At 68.5% G+C, this 18452-nt stretch carries 13 protein-coding genes; 5 read left to right on the plus strand and 8 right to left on the minus strand.

Translation table 11 applies throughout. The features are described from left to right. Positions 1 to 33: 33 nt before the first annotated feature. Positions 34 to 1911, minus strand: a complete 1878-nt coding sequence (locus ACFYZQ_RS03410; protein WP_389141101.1) for a protein kinase — start codon at positions 1909 to 1911, stop codon at positions 34 to 36. 141 nt (positions 1912 to 2052) lie between these two features. Next, positions 2053 to 2229: a hypothetical protein gene (locus ACFYZQ_RS03415; RefSeq protein WP_389141103.1), complete on the minus strand. Its 177-nt coding sequence runs from the start codon at positions 2227 to 2229 to the stop codon at positions 2053 to 2055. A 459-nt stretch (positions 2230 to 2688) separates the two neighbouring features. Here ACFYZQ_RS03415 and ACFYZQ_RS03420 point away from each other — a divergent pair, with 459 nt between their 5' ends. Continuing rightward, a complete protein-coding gene (locus tag ACFYZQ_RS03420) occupies positions 2689 to 2919 on the plus strand; it encodes a response regulator transcription factor (RefSeq protein ID WP_389141105.1) in 231 nt (76 codons plus the stop codon). A gap of 60 nt (positions 2920 to 2979) precedes the next feature. Here the strand turns inward: ACFYZQ_RS03420 and ACFYZQ_RS03425 are convergent, their stop codons facing one another. The 4 genes from ACFYZQ_RS03425 to ACFYZQ_RS03440 form a co-directional block, all read right to left on the minus strand. Beyond that, a complete protein-coding gene (locus tag ACFYZQ_RS03425; protein ID WP_389141107.1) occupies positions 2980 to 3873 on the minus strand; it encodes an alpha/beta hydrolase in 894 nt (297 codons plus the stop codon). A gap of 139 nt (positions 3874 to 4012) precedes the next feature. Next, entirely contained in the window at positions 4013 to 6652 is a 2640-nt protein-coding gene (locus tag ACFYZQ_RS03430; RefSeq protein WP_389141109.1) for a glycosyl hydrolase, read from the minus strand. A gap of 220 nt (positions 6653 to 6872) precedes the next feature. Next, on the minus strand, positions 6873 to 8426 hold the full coding sequence (locus tag ACFYZQ_RS03435; protein WP_389141111.1) for an alpha-L-arabinofuranosidase B: 1554 nt from the start codon (positions 8424 to 8426) through the stop codon (positions 6873 to 6875). A gap of 41 nt (positions 8427 to 8467) precedes the next feature. After that, entirely contained in the window at positions 8468 to 10021 is a 1554-nt protein-coding gene (locus ACFYZQ_RS03440) for an alpha-L-arabinofuranosidase B (RefSeq protein ID WP_389141113.1), read from the minus strand. 511 nt (positions 10022 to 10532) lie between these two features. On the opposite strand from ACFYZQ_RS03440, the gene ACFYZQ_RS03445 reads away from it, so the two are divergent. Continuing rightward, the gene (locus ACFYZQ_RS03445; RefSeq protein ID WP_389141115.1) at positions 10533 to 11639 is read left to right on the plus strand and encodes a sugar ABC transporter substrate-binding protein; all 1107 of its coding nucleotides are present in this window, start codon (positions 10533 to 10535) and stop codon (positions 11637 to 11639) included. A gap of 269 nt (positions 11640 to 11908) precedes the next feature. On the opposite strand, the gene ACFYZQ_RS03450 is transcribed toward ACFYZQ_RS03445, so the two are convergent. After that, complete coding sequence (locus ACFYZQ_RS03450) at positions 11909 to 12511, minus strand: NADPH-dependent FMN reductase (protein ID WP_389141117.1); 603 nt, start codon at positions 12509 to 12511, stop codon at positions 11909 to 11911. Positions 12512 to 12624: 113 nt separating this feature from the next. Between ACFYZQ_RS03450 and ACFYZQ_RS03455 the strand changes: the two genes are divergently transcribed. Then, positions 12625 to 13464, plus strand: coding sequence for a helix-turn-helix domain-containing protein (locus ACFYZQ_RS03455; protein ID WP_389141119.1), 840 nt, complete (start codon positions 12625 to 12627; stop codon positions 13462 to 13464). Between the two features lie 126 nt (positions 13465 to 13590). Here ACFYZQ_RS03455 and ACFYZQ_RS03460 read toward each other — a convergent pair whose 3' ends face one another. Further along, positions 13591 to 15051, minus strand: a complete 1461-nt coding sequence (locus tag ACFYZQ_RS03460) for an arabinofuranosidase catalytic domain-containing protein (protein WP_389141121.1) — start codon at positions 15049 to 15051, stop codon at positions 13591 to 13593. A 613-nt stretch (positions 15052 to 15664) separates the two neighbouring features. On the opposite strand from ACFYZQ_RS03460, the gene ACFYZQ_RS03465 reads away from it, so the two are divergent. Both ACFYZQ_RS03465 and ACFYZQ_RS03470 read left to right on the plus strand, forming a co-directional pair. Next, positions 15665 to 16672, plus strand: a complete 1008-nt coding sequence (locus tag ACFYZQ_RS03465) for a substrate-binding domain-containing protein (RefSeq protein ID WP_389141881.1) — start codon at positions 15665 to 15667, stop codon at positions 16670 to 16672. Positions 16673 to 17327: 655 nt separating this feature from the next. Then, complete coding sequence (locus ACFYZQ_RS03470) at positions 17328 to 18452, plus strand: substrate-binding domain-containing protein (RefSeq protein WP_389141123.1); 1125 nt, start codon at positions 17328 to 17330, stop codon at positions 18450 to 18452.

Raw genomic sequence — 18452 nt, forward strand, 5'->3', positions numbered from 1 at the left:
GTTCCCTCCGCATCTGGCGGGCGCGTCACCCACCTATCCCCCACCCGTGGCCGGTTGCACCGAACCTGGCGGTAGCTTGTCCCCCACTTGGGGCATCGAGAGCAGGCACATCACGAAGTGGAATCCTTGCCTCCAGGTGTCTTCGGCATGGTTCCAGGCGTACAGGTCACGGGTGGGGCTCTTCAAAGAGCCATAGCGTTTGACACACAGGCCGTAGAAGGCGTCCCAGGCATCGAACTTCATACCGGCAGGGGCCCGCACGTAACCCAAGCCTTGCAGATCATGTGGCTTTCCGCAGTCGGTCAGCAGGTGTGCGTAGTTGTGCTCCTCCAGCTTCTTCATGTCGTAGCAATCACTGATTGAGCTGTTCTCGACAAAAACCTGATCCCCTTTATGCCGGTAACGGCCCACTGGGCCGTACAGACCGACGGTCTTGCCGAAGAGCAAGCACGCTGTGGTCCGTACGCCGTGGTTCCACGCGGCGGCGCTGGGCACGAGCGCGTAGGACTGGACGTCGACCATGTCGCGCACGGTGTTGCGCAGGAGCCCGACACATATGCCGGGGCTGTCTGCCGTTGCCTCACTCAGGGAGGCGGTGTTGGTGTTCACGTCGAGCACTTGGCCGTCCGGATAGGTCTTGCAGTCGACGACCTTGAGCTTGGGTGGCTTCTGAAAGCGTTGTGCGGGCCATGAGGCGGCGACGCAGTCACCCGGGTGCAGTTCGCGGGTCAATCCGACATCGGTTCCATAGGGCATGGCCGAGTTTTCCTGACCGGTGTGGGCGGTCTGGCGGTTCAGCAGTTCGGACCCGGCCCACAAGCCGCCGCCGACCAGCAGCAGGACTCCGGCGATACGTCCGATCAGGGAAGGTGAGGGTGTCTTTCGTGCACGCGTCCGCGGCGGTTGCGGTGGTGGCCCGGCCCTGGAAGGGACTTCGTCGGTCGGTGGCGTGTCGGCTGCCGGAGACGAGACCGACTCTTCCGGTGACGGCAGGGGCATTGTCGTCGCGGCAGCGTGTTGGTACGGCGCTGACGTGGCCGCAGGCCGGACAGCGCATGCGGCGAGTTGACGCATCGCCTCCTCGGCGGTCATACGCTGGGCAGGATCCTTGGCCATCAGACCGAGCAGGACGGGTGTGAGGCCTCCTGCCAGTTCCGGTGGCGGGGGATCTTCGAAGAGCAGTGCCGTCAGAGTGGAGACATCGGAGAGCCGGTCGAAGGGGCCCGTTCCCTGCACGGCGTAGTACAACGTGGCGCCGAGGGAGAAGAGATCCGATGCCGGGGTGGGCGGCGCTCCACGGGCACGTTCGGGGGCCAGGAAGCCAGGGGTGCCGACAATCTCGGACGTCCCCGTCAACCGCGATTCCCCGGAGTCCGGCCGCAGTGAAATACCGTAGTCCACCAGCAGTACGCGCCCGCCGTTGTCATAGGGCGCCTCCTGCGGGCTTTTCCCGGCGAGGAGCACGTTGGCCGGTTTGACGTCTCGATGCAGGATGCCGATCCGGTGACCGGCCTCCAGGGCATCGAGTACAGCCAGGCCGATACGCGCGGTCTCCGCGACCGACAGCGGCCCGTGCTCCTGCACCCACTCCTTCAGGTCCGTCGCCCCTGGCAGGTACCCCATCACGATCCAGGGCAGGCCACCGTCCTCGACGACGTCGTGCACCGTGGCGACATGCGGGTGGTTGCGCAGTCTGGCGGCGTGTTGCGCCTCGTTCCGGGCCCGGGCGATACGACCGCTCAGTTCCTGCTCCGACAGGTCACCGGGCATGGCGATTTCCTTGATCGCTACGTCGCAGTCGAGCTTCTGATCATGAGCGAGCCACACCCGGCCCATGCCGCCGGCCCCGAGCCTGCGCAGCAGCCGATACCTCGCCGCAACCACACGCTCGCCGTCCTGGCCCTTCGTCATGGCGGACCTCCACACCGCCCGGCCCTACGAAAACCGTAAGATCGGATGCCTCAACATCACAAACGCACGGCCGGCCCGGTGCAGCCGGAAAATCCGGCTGGACGGATCATCGCCGTCCAGCCGGATTTCAGCAGCAGTTTTTCAGTTACTGGTACTCGTACTGGTGTTGGTGTTGGTGTTGGTGTTCGTGCTGGTATTGGTGTTGCTGCTGGTGCTCGTGCTACTGCTGTTACCGCCCTGGACGAAGATGTAGACGTCTCCCCGCCCGCGGTCCCTGCCGTAGTGGTGATGGTGATGGCGGTAATGGCTCTGCGCCATCGCGTGCACTCCCGCGGGTTCGGCCGCGAACGCGCTCCCCGGAACAAGAGCGGCGCCTCCGGCAACCAGAGCAGTGGACGCTGTCAGCAGTGCGATGCGCTTGGTGATCCTGTTGGTCATGAGAATCGGACTCCGATGAGAACGGTGGAATTGAAGCGCCGGAAGGTTCCGGCATTGGGACGAGCCATCCGTGTCCGTCCGGCTCATGACTCCATTACGACCGCGCGCTCCGACCTCGTCATGCCGCTGCATCTCGGGACTTGACAACACGACACCGACACACCCCTTGCCATATCTTCGGTGACGCTGTGACGCGGCTGTGACAGTTCACGGGTACGGCCATGACACGAAGCCGCCAAACTCCACATATCGACCAGATATGGACTTTCCGGTCATTCACTCTCTTGTTCGCCATGAAGCGGGCAGTGGTGACCGTGCCGAGCAGTCACAGGAAATCCCATGAGCTTCACCAACACCCCACCGCGTGTCGAGGAACCCGCTCCCGCACTGGCCCCTCGTGAGCGCGAGACCCTGCACCACATCGCCGCAGGGTGCACCCACCTGCAAGCAGCCCGCCGCATGGGCCTGTCCCGGCATACCGTCGATGCGTATCTGCGCAGGATTCGAGCCAAGCTGGACATCAACACCACGGCCGAACTCACCCGGTTCGCCGTCTCCCTGGGCCTGTGACAGGCGTTGGCGCGCCTCGGGGCCATCCGGCCGATCATGCGGCGCGGGCCCCGAAGCGCATCAGTCGCCGAGCGCGGTGCGCAGGGTGGTGGCCATGAGGTCGATGGCTTCTTTCCCGGCCGGCACCGGGCCGGTGTGGGTGAAGTAGTGGTCGACGCCCTCGAAGACACGGTGGGTGACGGGAACGCCGGCGGCTTCCAGGGCCTTGGCGTAGGCGTCGCCCTCATCCCGCAGGCGGTCGTGTTCGGCGGTGATGACCAGGGCGGGGGGAAGCCCTGCGAGGTCGTCGGCCAGTCCGGGCGAGACGAGGGGGTCCGCGCGGTCGGTAGGGTCCGGGAGGTAGGCGCCGGTGAAGATCCGCATGAGCCGGGGGCTGAGCAGCGGCTTGGCGATGAGGGACCGCTTGCCGGCGGGATCGGCGAGCTGGTCGAGCGGTGCCGAGTCGATGATCTGGAGCCGGGGCGAGAAGGTGCCGCGGTCCCGGGCCAGGCGACAGACAGCGGCGGTCAGGTTGGCGCCGGCGCTGTGTCCGCCCACGGCGATCCGGGAACCGTCCCAGCCGTTCGCACCGCCGTTCGCGGCGACCCAGGCGGTGACGTCGTAGGCCTGGGTGACGGGTACGGGGAACTGCTGCTGCGGCGCGACCGAGTAGTCCACGTTGACGACGACACAGCCGGCCTTGGCGGCTATGTAGCGGCAGATGTGGTCGTCCTGCTCCGGACGGGCGACCACGAAACCGCCGCCATGGAAGTTGACGTACACGGGGGCAGGGGTGCCGGCCGGCTCCGACGGACGGTAGACGGCGCAGGTCACCGCTCCGGCACCGGTCTCCACCCGGAGGGTCTCGGTGCTCCCGGGGAGATCGGTGAAGCGCAGACCCTCGTGCACGCGGGCCATCATGCGGCCCAGCACCAGCTGGATACCCATGGCCTGGACTCTTGAGCTGAACGGCATGATCCTCGCCCCACATCATTACAACCTTGAACTATCAGGAATCCTGATGATGGACGATCGTCCGGCGACACGCAATACGCACTACGCACGCGGCGGTGATCCCGGAATCCGGGATCACCGCCGCGTGCCGCTGCCTGGGTCAGTCGCAGTCGCGCACCCTGAGGGTGTAGATGCCGCGGCCGTGCGTCGCCGCGTACAGGGTCTTGCCGTCGGGGCTCAGCTTCAGCTGGAGCACGGCGACGGCCGGGAGGGAGCCGACGCGCTGCCACCTGGTGTGGCCGGGGGCGCGGTAGACGACGCCGAGGTCGGTGGCGACGGCGAGGCCGCCGTTCGGCGTGACGACCGCCGAGTCGGCCGGCACGTCGGGGAGGTTCGCCGAGACGTCCTTCCAGGTGGTGCCGCCGTCGGTGGACTCGAAGACGTGGCCGACACCGGCGCCGGGACCCTCGGTCCAGTGCCGGGAGAAGCCGTTGACCGCGAGGAAGACGTGGTCGGCGTTCCCGGGGTCGACGGCGAAGCCGCTCAGGTAGCGGTTGGGCACCGTCCCGTCGACCGGCAGCGCGATGTCGTGCCAGCCGGTGCCGTCCGCGTTGCCGACGGAGATACCGCGGGCGAAGCCCTCGTTGTTGCAGGGGCCGCACCAGGCCGCGTACACCTTGCCGCCCGAGGCGGCGACGGCGGTCGCGGTGCGGCCGGAGCCGAGGTCGTACACGCTCTTCCACTCGGCGCCGCTGCGGATGGCGTAGCCGTGGGTCTGCACCCAGATGTGGCGGCCGCCCGCGATCCATGTCGAGCTGTCCTTCGCGTCGGCCGCGAGCGGGGCGATGAAGCGGGCCTCACTGGTGGCGTTGTCGGCCGGGGCGACGTTGTACGACGTGGCCTTGCTCGGATCGGTGGTCCAACTTCCGTTGTTGACCGCGCAGTTCTGGGTCACCTGGATGGCGAGGTAGACGTACTCCTGGGCGATGTCACAACCGTTGGCCGGGTCGGTGAGGGTGTCGCCGCCGTCGCCGCCGAAGTTCGAGCCCATGACCTTGTCGCTGCCGCGCAGGATGGACTGACCGTTGTCCTGCAGGCCGCCGGTGACGGAGACGCCGCCGTGCTCCAGGTCCTTGCCGACGCCCACGGAGTAGTACTGCAGGGTGTCGATGGTGCCGTCGTTCAGGGACGTCCAGTCGGTCGCGTGGCCGGAGGAGTCCTGGGCGCCGTCGACCGGACGCCTGTAGGCACCGCCGTCGTTGCCCACGTACACGTAGCTCTTGCCGTGGTAGCGGCCGATCGCGACACCGTGCTGGTCGGAGTGCGTCGTCTGGCTGCACGAGCCGGTCTGCCTGGCCGGGTCGATGCTCCAGCAGGGGAAGGGGAAGTTCCAGTACGGGCCGACGGTCGACCAGGTGCCGCCGCCGTCCTTGGTCTCGTAGACCTCCTCCAGGCCCGCGTACACGTGCTCCGCGTTCGCCGGGTCGACGGCCAGGAACTGGTTGTACCAGGCCTGCACGCCCGGCATGTAACCGGCGGTGGTCAGCGCCGAGTTGTCCGCGGCCAGGCCCTTGTAGTCGGCGATCTTCGTCCACGGGCCCGTCGGGGAGCCCGACTTGGAGACGTAGATGCCCTCCAGACCGCTGTCCGGGTCGGTGTTCAGCTGCTCCGGGGACTGGTCGACGGCGTAGTAGCGGGAGCCGTCGGCGGAGCGGGCGAAGGTGACGTTGCCGACGTCGTCCGGGTCGGCCGGCAGGTCGCCCAGGCCGCTGGTGATCCGCGTCCAGGCGCCCTTCACCTTGGTGTAGAAGCCGTTGTAGTCGTCACCGCTGCGCCAGCCGACCGCGAGCACCACCTTCGAGGGGTCCTTCGGGTCGATCGCGATGTCGTTGGCGATGTTCTTGTACGCCGCGTCGGGGTCGTCGGCCTTGGAACCGCCCGGCAGGTAGTCGGGGTTGGGCGCGTACTCCAGCTTCCAGGCCCCGCCGAGCTTCCTGGTGGAGTGGCTCCACACGCCCTCGCTGGTCGCCGCCCACACCTTGCCGCCGCCGAAGCGCAGTTCGTGGATGGTGGTGGACTCCAGTTCGTCGCCGCCGACCCGACTGCGCGAGGAGAACGTGCCGTGGTGCGGGTCGGACAGGACGTAGACACCGCTGCCGAGGTAGGCGTCCGCATTGGTGGTGGCCTCGCCGGTGCCCAGCCACAGCCGTCCGGCGCGGTCGAGCGCGAGCGCGCCGGTGGACTGGGAGGGCAGCCGGTCGCTGATCGGCCGCCAGTGCCCGCCACCGCTGCGCGAGCGCCACACGCCGCCGCCCGCGCTGCCCGCGTACACGTACCCGGCGTCGTCGGCGGCCATCGCGGCCATGCGGCCGGTGACGTCGCCCGAGCCGCCACTGGAGTTGGAGTCGACGTCGCGGTAGCGCGGGTCGTCGGAGTTGTACGGCAGGTCGGTGATGTTGCGCCAGCTGCCTTTGGTTCTCGGAAGTTTGGTCAGACCGGCCCAGGCGGCGCCGTACGCGCCCGGTGCGACGATGCCCGGTGAGGTGCGGGCCTCGGCGTACTGGTCGGCACCCTCGGCGATCTCGTCGGCCTCGTTGCCGTCGTCGTCCCCGGCCTTCACCGAGGGGCGCATGGAACCCACCGACTGCTCGCGTTCGGCTGCCAGTTGCTTGAGGGTGCGGACCCCGAAGGGGCTGCTGTGGCCGCCGGGCGCGGCGCTCGCGGGTATCGCGAGGAGTCCGGCGGATGCGATGGTGGCGCAGATGGTGAGCCATCGTCTTCTACGGTTCGGTGCTGGCACCGGGTCCTCCCAAACGGGCGTCGACAGATCGTCGGAAGAGACCCGACCACGGGCGGGAGAAGGCGTTCGGCACCTGGGACATCTTTGACCAGAACCTGCCACTTCTTGAAGGGGCCGGGCCGGCAGAAGGCGGAGCGACGGCCCGCCGGGGAGGGCCGGCGGGCCGTCGATCGGTCGGTCGGGTTTCAGGTCGGGTCAGCTCACCGGGGCCGGTTGCTCGTCAGCTCCAGGGAGACGCCGTGAGCCAACTGGTGTCCTGGGCCCATGACGTCGTGGAGTCCCAGGTGTTGGTACCTCCGTTGCTGGCTATGTAGGCCGTGAAGTTGTAGTGGCGGATGTACTTCGTCGGGTAGTTGACGGACTGGAAGGAGTGGCCGACCCCGCTGTTGCCCGTGGTGGGGCAGAAGGTGGCGTCCTTCGAGAAGTTGCCACCGCCGTCGTCGGTGTTCAGGTAGAGCTCGTAGTTGTAGTGGCGCAGGTACTGGCCGGGGTTGTTGGCGGACTCGAAGGACAGGCAGGAGCTGTTGGCCAGGCCGGCGCGGACGATCCAGGTGGCGTCGGCCTTGTCGGTGGCCGAGCTGGAGGAGCTGATGTTGGAGATGACGACCTTGGTGTCGGCGTCGTCGTGGCGGAGGTAGTCGGAGGTGCAGCACGCTGTGGTGGCCTGCAGGGAGATCCGGGAGCCGGGCGTCAGCGAGCCGGTGCCGGTCGAGCCGCTGCTGTAACCGGCGGCGGTGATGTTGGCCTGCACGGCGTTCTCGGTGGCGTCCGAGGGGTAGCCCGAGGTCATGACGCCTTCGTAGAAGGTGCCCTGGGCGCTCTTGCTGTTGTCCCCGCCGATGCCCAGGATGATCGAACCTTCCTTGTGCATCGGGTTGTAGCCGGAGACGTTGGGACGTACGCCGCTGTAGTAGGTGGACAGGCCGCCCGACTGGGCGTCGCCGCCCCGGATGGCCCACTGGTTCGGCCCGCCCTTGACGATGGCGGTCAGGAATCGGTTGGTGACGGTGGGGTCGCCTGAGTTGAGGTGCTGGTTCACGCCGGAGAACAGACCGTTCTCCAGGTCGGCCATGATCCAGGGGCCGTTGCCGCTGCCAGAGCCCCAGAAATTGCTGTTGCCGAAGTAGATGGCCTCCATGTGGCCGTTGCCGGTGTCGTGGTCGTTGGTCTCGGCGTTGCCGTAGTCGAAGCAGCAGCCACCGTTGAAGTGGGTGCCGTCGAAGATCGCGTACATGCCCTCGGGCTGGTCACCGGTGGCGATGCCGTTGGTGTGGTCGTTGCGGTAACCGGTGCCGGGGGCGACATAGACGCCGTACGCCTCGTGCCCGCCGACGGTGACCGGCGCCTCGAAGGCGTTGGCGAGGTTGTCCGGCCCGCCGGCGGCTCCGCCCGCGGGTGCCTGGGTGAGGTTGTTGCCCTTGCCGGACTGGTCGTAGATGACGGTGATGACGCAGCTGGTGCCCGCGCAGAAGGAGTCCTGCGCGGCGGCGTTGGCGTATCCGCCGGCGCTCAGCACGCCGATGTTCAGGGTGGTGTTGTCGGAGGCGCGGCGTACCTGGTACAGCGGGCCGTTGTACGCGGCGTACAGGGCGCGGGTGGTGCTGTGTGCGGCGACGCAGGGGGTGCCGCCCGCGGCGTAGATGTCGCACGGGCCCTGGGTGGCGGCCTGCGAGGTGGTGGCCGAGGCGGTGAGCAGGCCGGCGGCGAGTGCGGCGGTGGCACCGGCCGCGAGGAGCGCGCGTCTGACCCGGCGTATCCACGGTGGTTTGATCACGGAGTACTCCTTCACAGGGGGTTGTGATGTGGTGGTGCTCGTCAGCTCCAGGGGGAGGCGGCGAGCCAGCTGGTGTCCTGGGCCCACATGGAGGTGTTGTCCCAGGCGTTGGTGCCGCCGTCGCTCGCGATGTAGCCGGTGAAGCTGTAGTGGCGGATGTACTTGGCCGGATAGTTGAAGGACTGCAGTGAGTAACCCGTGCCGCTGTTCCCCGGCTTGGAACAGAAGGTGGCGTCGGCGGCGAACTGACCGGTGCCGTCGTTGGGCTGGAGGTGGAGCTGGAAGGCGTAGTGCCTGAGGTAGCTGCCCGGTGTGTTGGCCGACTCGAAGGAGACGCAGTTGCTGTTGGCCAGCCCGGCGCGGACGATCCAGGTGGCGTCGCCCTTGACGGTGGCGGAACTGCTGGAGGTCACCGGCGCGATCACGACCTTGTCGTCGCTGGTGTCGTGCTGCAGGTAGTCGCCGGTGCAGCAGGAGGTGGTGGCCTGCAGCGACACCCTCGCGCCCGGGGTGAAGGGGGTGGTGGTGCTGTAGCCGGCCGCGGCGATGTCGGCCTGGACCGCGGCGTCGGTGGCGTCGGAGGGGTAGCCCTTGACCATGGCGCCCTCGTAGAAGGTGCCCGCGCTCGCGTTGGTGTTGGTCTGGCAGCAGTCACCGCCACTGCCGAGGATGATCGCGCCCTGCTTGTGCATCGGGCTCCATCCGCTGGGCAGTGCCCCGCTGTAGAGCTGGGTCAGGCTCCCGGACTGGGCGCCCGCACCCTTGAGCGCCATCTGGGTGGTGCCGTCGTTCTTCAGCATCGCGGTGACGAAGCGGCTGGTCTGGGAGACCTGGTTGGGGTTCCATGTCTTGCTGCCACCGGAGAACAGGCCGTTCTCGATGTCGGCCTGCACCCACGGCCCGGTTCCGCTGCAGCCGCCGAACCAGCATTCCGTGCCGAAGTTGATCGCGTCCATGGCGCCGTTGCCGTCGGCGTGGTGGTCGGTCTCGGTGTTGCCGTAGTCGAAGCAGCATTTGTTGTTGACGTGGGTGCCGCTGGTGACCATGTACTCGCCCTCGGGTGAGCTGCCGGTCGGCACGCCCCCGGTGGAGTTGTAGGCGAAGTAGCTGTTGCCGGGGTTGATGTACAGCGCGTAGGCCTTCTGGCCGCCCACGCTGAGCGCTTCGGTGGTCGCGGCGGCCGCCGTATCGGCGCCGCCGGTCCCGCCGGGCCCCTGGTAGACCAGGGTGTTGCCGTCGCCGGTCTGATCGTACAGGCGGGTGATGGTGCAGGTGGTGCCCGCGCAGAACGCGTCCTGCGCCGCGGCGTCGGCGACACCTCCGGCGGACAGCACCCCGATGTCCCGCAACGCGCTGTCCGACGCCCGCTGCACCTGGTAGAGCGGACCGTTGTAGGAGGCGAACAGCGCGCGGGTGGTGCTGTGCGCCGCGACGCACGGCGTGCCGCCCGCCGTGTAGATGTCACAGGGCCCTTGTGCGGCGGCCTGTGAGACGCCGCTGAAGGCGACGAGGCCGCCGAAGGCGAGCGCCACCGCGGCCAAGGAGACGACCAGTCTCCGGCGCAGTCGGCGGAACATGATCAGCGCAGGCACCATGAACTCCCTTGTTCATCGACAGCGGGACAGCAAGCCGCGTCCCCAACGGGTTCGCGGCGGACAGAGGGTGGGCTGACGGGGGGGTGAGGGCGGGTGGACACGTCCGGGCCGGCCGGTCCGCCGACGGGCCACCCGCGGATTGTTAGCGCTAACAATCCGCGGCCGGAGCAGCCGTCGCTCGGCCGCTCGGATCAAGCCATGACTATCGGGGAACTCCATAGGCGCGTCAAGACGTCGAACCGCACGTTCCGGAAAGTTGGAAATCGGCGGGCTCTCCCGCGCGACGCCGAGCCACCCCGACCGCCTTGCGTATCGCGGACCGGAGCAGCTCCACCCGCCCTGCCGCGGCGCCACCTTCCGCCAAGTCCCCGTCCGCCACGCGGAGCTCGGCTTTGTCATCTCATTGCAGTGGTTCCGCTTGACGCCGGTGGCCGCGTCCGCGTTGGCTTTTCCGTCACCTGGGGCGCAATGCTGCACCCTCGTCCGGAAGGCACCATAAGTGAGCACCCGAATGCGTCATATCGCCATAGCCGTGGCCGCACCCACACTGGCTCTCTCGCTGACCGCCTGCGGGACGTTCGGCGGGGCGGGGAGCGGCGCCGAGGTGGGTCCCACCAAGGGCAACGACGTGACCGTGGGGTTGCTGCTGCCGGACACCTCGACGAGCCGGTACGACAGGTTCGACTACCCCATCGTCAAGAACAAGGTGGCGGAGCTGACACACCATCAGGGCAAGGTGGAGTACGCCAACGCGGAAGCGAGCGCGGACAAACAGTACGCCCAGATGCAGCAGATGATCGACGACAAGGTCGACGTGATCCTGCTCGACGCCGTCGACTCGCACGCCATCGCCTACGAGGTGAAGAAGGCCAAGGCGGCGGGCATCCCGGTCATCGCCTACGACCGGCTCGCCGAGGGGCCGATCGACGCGGCCATCTCCTTCGACAACGAACTGGTCGGAGAGGTGCAGGCCCGCTCGCTGCTGCAGGCGCTGGGCCCGGGTGCCGGCGCCTCCACCAAGATCGTCATGATCAACGGCTCGCCCCTGGACCCGAACGCCAAGCAGTTCAAGGAGGGTGCTCTCTCCCAGCTGGGCGGAACCGTGACCGTCGCCAAGTCCTACGACACCGCGGACTGGGACCCGAAGTTCGCCCAGACCAACATGACGGACGCGATCAACGCCATCGGCAAGAACAACATCGCCGGTGTCCTCTCCGCCAACGACGACATGGCGGGCGGCGTCATCAAGGCCCTCAGGGCAGCGGGCGTCACCAAGCTGCCCCCGATCACCGGCCAGGACGCCACGCTCGACGCCGTGCAGCGGATCGTCTCCGGTGAGCAGTACATGAGCGTGTACAAGTCCTACGCGGCAGAGGCGGAGGGTGCCGCCGAAATGGCCATCGCCAAGGTCCAGGGCAAGGACATCGAGTTCGACGCCCTCACCCAGGGCAGCGTCAGCAGCCCCACGAACAAGGACATCCCGAGCCAGCTCGTCCCCGTGGTCGCACTGACCAAGGACAACATCAAGGACACGGTCATCGCCGACGGCCTGTACAAGCCGTCCGACATCTGCACCGTCAAGTACAAGTCGGAGTGCGCGGCGATCGGCCTCGAGTAGAGCCCCCGTCGGGCATCCCCCCTGGGTGTCAGAACCCTGTCGGCCGACGCGGCGTGCCAGGGCCCTCCAGCGTCTCGATCTCCGCATCGGTGAGCGTTACGTGGAGGGCGGCGACGGCGTCGTCGAGGTGTTGCGGGTCGGTCGCTCCGACGGTGGGGGCGGCGACCACGGGCTGCCGAGCACCCCTGCGAGCGCGACGTGTGCCATGGGGATGCCCCGCCCGGTCGGCACGCGGTGGACGGCGTCGATGATGGGCGTCGGCTCCCCTGTCAGGCCGGGTAGGGGGTCGCGTCGCGGGCCGCGCTCAGGGCGCCGGCCCACCAGGCGAGCTGGTCCAGCAGCGTCTTGGCGTAACCGGCCGCCTCGGGGTCCAGCGGCTGCCCGTCCTGCCACGTGGTGAAGTAGTTCGGGAACGCCAGACCGTCGCGGATGGTCACCGCGTGCAGTTCGGTGAGCACGTTCTCCAGGTGGAGGACGGCATGACGGCCTCCGGCCGCGCCGCCGTAGCTGACGAAGGCCACGGGCTTGGCCGTCCACTGGGTGAAGTGCCAGTCGATGGCGGCCTTCAAGGAAGCGGGATAGCTGTGGTTGTACTCCGGCGTGACCAGGATGAACGCCTCCGCCTCTTCCAGGCGGGACGTCAGGGGCTTCATTGCCGCGGGGCGCGGGTAGGAGTCGCCGGCGAACTTCGGCGGCGCCGCCGGCAACGACAAGGGAATCTCGACGTCTGCGAGGTCGACGACTTCGACGTCGAACCCACCGTGTACGCGCGTCTGCTCGGCGACCCAGGAGGCGACGACGGGCCCGAACCGGCCCTCGCGGACGCTCCCGACGATGATGACCAGCTTGTGCTTCTTCTGCTTCTCGCTCATGTGCTCAACAGTCCACTGCTGCGGGAGCGGCAACCAGACCGGGCGCAGGCTGGCCCCCACAGGGCCACCCTGCGCTCTTCGAGCGAACCGTCCGCCGTCACTAAACTGCGGCCATGAGTACTCCGTTGGGTGACTTCGTCCGGGCCAAGCGCGACAGCATCCAGCCCGAGTCGTTCGGGCTCCCCGACCGCGGCCGCCGTCGTTCGCCGGGGCTGCGCCGCTCAGATCTCGCGACGCGCGCCGGGATCAGCGTCGAGTACCTCACCCGCATCGAACAGGGACGGGACCGCAACCCGTCCCCCGCGGTGCTCAACGCCCTCGCCGACGCCTTGAGCCTGGATGCCGCCGAACGCGACCACCTGCGCTACCTCGCCAAAATCACCGGCGGGGCCTGCGCCGGGCACCGGCGGCCGGCGCCGCCCAGCCGCCAGGTCCGCCCCACGGTGCTGGCGACCCTCCAACTCCTGGAGCCTGCCGCCGCGTTCGTCACCAACCGGTTGGGTGACGTGCTCGCGCACACCGACGGGTTCGAGCTGGTGATGGGCGGAAGCGGGCTGCTGGAGACCGAGGAGCCGAATCTGACCCGCTATGTGTTCACCGATCCGCGGGCCCGGACGTTCTTCACCGATTGGGACCAGGTGGCCGACGAACAGGCTTTTGACATCTGGCTCGGGCCGTCCGCGGAGATCTCCGAGTGGTTCACCGCCGAACTCGCCCCGCTGGCCGGGCAGGAGTTCACCCGGCGGCTCAACCGCCACCTGCCTCCACCACAGGTCCCGCTTCGGTGCAACCACCCCACTGCGCACGAGCTGCGGTGGCAGCGAGAACGGTTGGAGCTGCCCCTCACCGACGCGCAGCAGCTGGTCGTCCTCCTGCCCGCCGACGAGACGACGGCGCAGGCCGTGGAGCGCTTGCGTCGCGGGCCCGGCGGCTTCCTCCGCGCGATCGGCTGACGCGGATCAGCACGGCGAGATCGGCGGCATGGCTTTTGGTGTCTGCCCCGGCTCCGGTCCGCTCGGGGCGCCCCGGTGCCCCGCCGGTGGGAGAGCCGACGGGGCACCGGGAGTCGGTCGGTTCGGTCAGGGGGCGATGTTCCACCGCTGGCAGGTGTTGTCGAGCTGCTGCCACTGGCGTACGACGGTCCCGTTGGCCGTTCCGCAGTTCGCGACGTCCAGCGTCATACCGGTGTTGACGTTGGTGATGGTGTAGCTGCTGCCGACCTTGGTGACGTCCCACTGCTGGCAGGTGTTGCCGAGTGAGGCCCACAGCTGGACGGCCGTGCCGTTGGACTGCCCGCAGTTCTTGTCGTCCAGGACCGTGCCGCTGTTGACGTTGGTGATGGTGTAGTGGCCGTTGCCGGCGCTGGCGAACTTCCACTGCTGGCAGGTGTTGCCGAGCGAGGCCCAGATGTCGATCGCAGTCCCGTTGGCGGTGCCGCAGTTCACCGCGTCCAGGACCTTGCCGGAGTTGGTGTTGGTCAGGCGGTAGGCGGTGCCGGCGACGGGGAAGGTGGCGGCCGGGGTGGTGTAGCCGACGGAGGTGATGTTGGCCTGCACCGCGTTGTCGGCGGCGTCGGTCGGGTAGCCGGACGTCATGACGCCTTCGAAGAAGGAGCCGTCGGATCCGTTGCTGTTGTCACCGCCGGTGCCGAGGACGATGGCGCCCTCCAGGTGCATCGGGGTGTAGCCGCCGAGGTTGGGCAGGGCCCCGTTGTACCAGGTGGTCAGGGAGCCGGACTGGGCGTTGCCGCCCTTGATCGCGTAGGTGGTCGTGCCGTTGTTCTTCTCCATGGCGGTGACGTACGCGCTGGAGATGCCGGTGTTGTTCGAGTTGGCTCCGTTGCCTCCGAAGAAGAGCCCGTTCTCCAGGTCCGCCTCGACCCAGGGTCCCGATCCGGTGCCGGAGCACGAGAACCAGCACTCGGTGCCGAAGTTGATCGCGTCCATGTGACCGTTTCCGGTGTCGTTGCCGGACGTCTCGGCGTTGCCGTAGTCGAAGCAGCAGCGGTTGTTGACGTGGTGCCCGCTGGTCACCATATAGGCGCCCTCCGGGTTGCCGCCGGTGGCGATGCCCGTGGTGCTGTTGTCGCGGTAGCCGACGCCGGCCGACACGAAGACGCCGTAGGCGGCGTGGCCGCCGACCGTGACCGGCAGGGCGTCGGCGATCGCACCGACGTCCTGTCCGCCGTTGCCACCCGGCCCCTCGATGGTCAGGTCGTTGTGGTGCGAGGTCTGGTCGTAGATCTTGGTGATGATGCAGGTCGTGCCGGAGCAGAAGGAGTCCTGCGCCGCGGCGTTGGCGTAGCCGCCGGCGCTGAGCAGTCCGATGTCGGTGGTGGCGCCGTCCGAGGCTCGCTTGACCTGGTAGAGAGGGCCGTTGTACGAGGCGAAGAGCGCTCTCGTGGTGCTGTGCGCCGCGGCGCAGGGGGTCCCCGCGGAGGCGTAGATGTCGCACGGCAGGGAGCCGGCGGCCTGGGCCGTGCCCGCGGTGCCGATGGCCGCGGCCAGGAGGCCGGCGAGCAGTGCGAGGACAGCGCCCACCACTCTCAGCCGGAACCCACTCAGATGTCTGACTGTCACTGTGAACCTCTTCCGTCGTGCGGGCACTGCCGCCGGGCCACGGGGTCGACGTCGCACGCGACTCGCCACGCACTCGGCGGGGGCGTTGTGAGCGTTAACAATCAAGATCCTCGGATGTCGCCACTCATCCGGGCTCCAGGGGGACGGGCAACGGCCGCGCTCCGCGCTGTTGGCTTCCAGCACTGCTTCCGAACTGCGCCGTTCTCGCACCGCCGGTGGTGATCGGCCGGTCTGGCGACTCCATCTTTTACGCCACGGTCAACAGCGGGCGACACCGCTTGAACGGTCAAGAATGCGGAAACTAGGGTCACGCGCTTCTCAGGATTCGGCGCTCGGCAGCAGCGCAGCGATGGCGTTCGCGGTGATGTGCGGGCAGGTCAGAGCGACTGAGCGCACATGACAGCGCTGTTAAGGGTTCCGCAAGAGACCGGTCGGAACGTATTGACCCCTTGAGATTGTGTGCGCTAACAATTCGTCCACAGCGCGTCGGCTCCAGCCGGGAAACGCGCCGACCGAAACGTGATGGCGCGTTTGGAGCAGGGGGTGGAACGTGGACGGGGAACGAGCACCGGTGATGGCGGACGTGGCCCGGGTCGCGGGCGTCTCGCACCAGACCGTCTCGCGAGTCCTCAACGACCACCCCAACGTGCGGCCCACCACCCGGGACCGGGTGCTCGCGGCCGTCCGTGAACTCGGCTACCGCCCCAACGCCGCCGCCCGCACCCTGGCGACCCGCCGGACCCGGACCCTGGGTGTCATCAGCTACAACACCACGCTGTACGGCCCCGCCTCCATGCTCTACGGCATCGAGCAGGCGGCCAGACAGCACGAGTACTTCGTCACCGTGGCCGCGGTCGGCGCGCTGGACCGGCGGTCGGTGCTGGACGCCGTCGACCGGCTACGGGACCAGGGTGTGGAGGGAATCATCGTGATAGCGCCGCAGACCGCCGCGGTCTCCGCGCTTGCGAACGCGCCGTCCGATGTGGCCCTGGTCGCGGTCGGCTGCGGCACCCACACCACGTTGGCCTCGGTCGCCGTGGACAACGAGAGGGGTGCCGAGCTCGCCACCTCGTACCTGCTCGACCTCGGCCATCGCACGGTGCACCACCTGATGGGGCCGCGTTCCTGGCTCGACGCCCAGGAGCGCGGCGCCGGATGGCGGAGCGCCCTGGAAAAACGGGGCGCTCCTGTGCCGGCACCGCTGGCCGGCGGTGACTGGACGGCCCGCACCGGGTTCGAGCAGGGCCGGCGGATCGCGGCCGACCCCGACGTCACCGCGGTGTTCTGCGCCAACGACCACATGGCCCTCGGTCTGCTGCGGGCCCTGCAGCAGGCCGGGCACCGGGTGCCGGAGGACATCAGTGTCATCGGTTTCGACGACATCCCGGAGGCCGAGTTCTTCGGTCCGCCCCTGACCACCGTGCGCCAGGACTTCGACGAACTCGGCCGGCGCGCGCTGCGCGCGCTGATCGAGATCATCGGCGATCCCGACGCGGCACTTCCGGCGTCCTCCGAGACGCCACACGTCATCATCCAGCCCAGTCTGGTGGTGCGAGCCTCGGCGGCCCGCCCCCGCGACTGAGCGGCGCCCCGGTCACGGACGCCGTCGGCGCCTCGTCCGCCGGCCTCCGTGACCCACCACCGGCCTGCCCACAGGAGAGGAACACCGAAATGGGCCGCATGAAGTTAGCGTGATCGTCGACGATCCGGCTGCCGGACCACGTCCAGGTCATCCACCTACGCGATGACCTCAGGCCGCCGCCGGTAACACACCCGTGCCGGATGACCGCCCCGCACTGACCCCTGGGGACGCGAAATCGGCGAAGTGAGGCGCCGGCGGCGGGTTCCGCCGTGGCGCTCACCGGCCGTCGGCAGCTCCGCCCCGGCCACGTTCCCGGCCTCGAGCCGTCAACTCCTCATCCTCCGCGGGCGGTTCGGCCACCGCCGCCTTGTCCCGCGGCCGCTGCGACCGGCTCCCGTCCGGCGCCTGCCCCCCGCCACGTGCCGGTCCACCCATGCCGCCGCCACAGGCCCACCACTCGTCCGCCAAGGCCCGCGAGTGAACCACCAACCATCCGTCCCGCCCGACTTCGGGGCACCGCCGTGCCCGGCCGGCGGACGGGACCACGATCCAGCCAACCCGTTGTGCCCACATCCGTACCCGACCGTGGGCCCGCCCGTACCCCGACAGTAGAAGGGCGCTGATCACAATGATCGGTACCAGAGGATCCCGCACCGTGGCCGTTGCGACCGCGGTGCTCATCTCGCTCACCGCCGCCGGCTGCTCCAAGAACGCCTCCGGCTCCTCCCCCTCCAGCTCGGCGGGCGCCGGCTCGGCCGCCGCCGCGGCCCCCGTCGCACTGTCCGGTTCCGTCACCTTCAACCAGGCGAACCTCGCCAAGCTCGACAAGGCGCTGAAGTCCGCGCTGGCCGGCAAGGACCTGTCCAAGGTCGACATCGCGATGGTGGTGAACGTGGCCGCCGACTACTGGAAGGCCGGCCAGGTCGGGTTCCTCAAGGGCTGCTCCGACCTCGGCATCCCGAAGAGCAAGTGCACGTACTTCGCCCCGCCCAACGGCAAGCTGACGGAGCAGAACTCGGAGCTGGAGACCCTGCGCTCGCAGGGCGTCACCGGGTACTCGATCTCGGCGATCGACCCGACCTCGGCCGCGGGCACCATCCACAAGGACGTCCAGAAGGGCATCAGCGTCCTCGCGATCGACTCGCCGCTGCCGGGAACCGACGCCGCCTCGCTGTACCTGGGCACCCCGAACTACACCGCGGGCTACCAGGCGGGCACCGCGATGAAGCAGGTCCTGGGCGGCAAGGGCAAGGTGGCGATCCTGGTCGGCTCGCTCACCGCGTCGAACGCCACCCAGCGCATCGCGGGCTTCGAGGCGGCACTCAAGGGCACGAAGATCACGGTCGCGCAGAAGGTCAACGACAACCTCTCGGCCAGCACCGCGACCTCCGACGCCGAGACCATCCTCGCCAACAACCCGGACGTCAACGGCCTGTACGGCGTGTACTCCTACGACGGTCCGGCGCTGGCCCAGGCGGTGACCTCGGCCGGCAAGACCTCGTCGGTGCACATCGTGTCGGACGACTCCGACGCCCAGACCCTGAAGTTCATCAAGTCCGGCGTCATCTCCGGCACCGTGGTGCAGATGCCGTACCAGCAGGGCTACACCGGGGCGTACATCCTGGCCGCGGAGAAGGTGCTGGGCAAGGCGAAGACGATGGCGCTCGTCAAGCCCTACCTGGAGAAGGACGGCTCGACCCTGAGCTCCGGCGTGGGTCTGGTCACCAAGTCCGACCTGAGCGCCTACCAGTCCCTCGAGTCCAAGCTCGGGATCAGCTGA

It is taken from the genome of Streptomyces sp. NPDC001843, assembly GCF_042891955.1.
GTDB lineage: Bacteria > Actinomycetota > Actinomycetes > Streptomycetales > Streptomycetaceae > Streptomyces.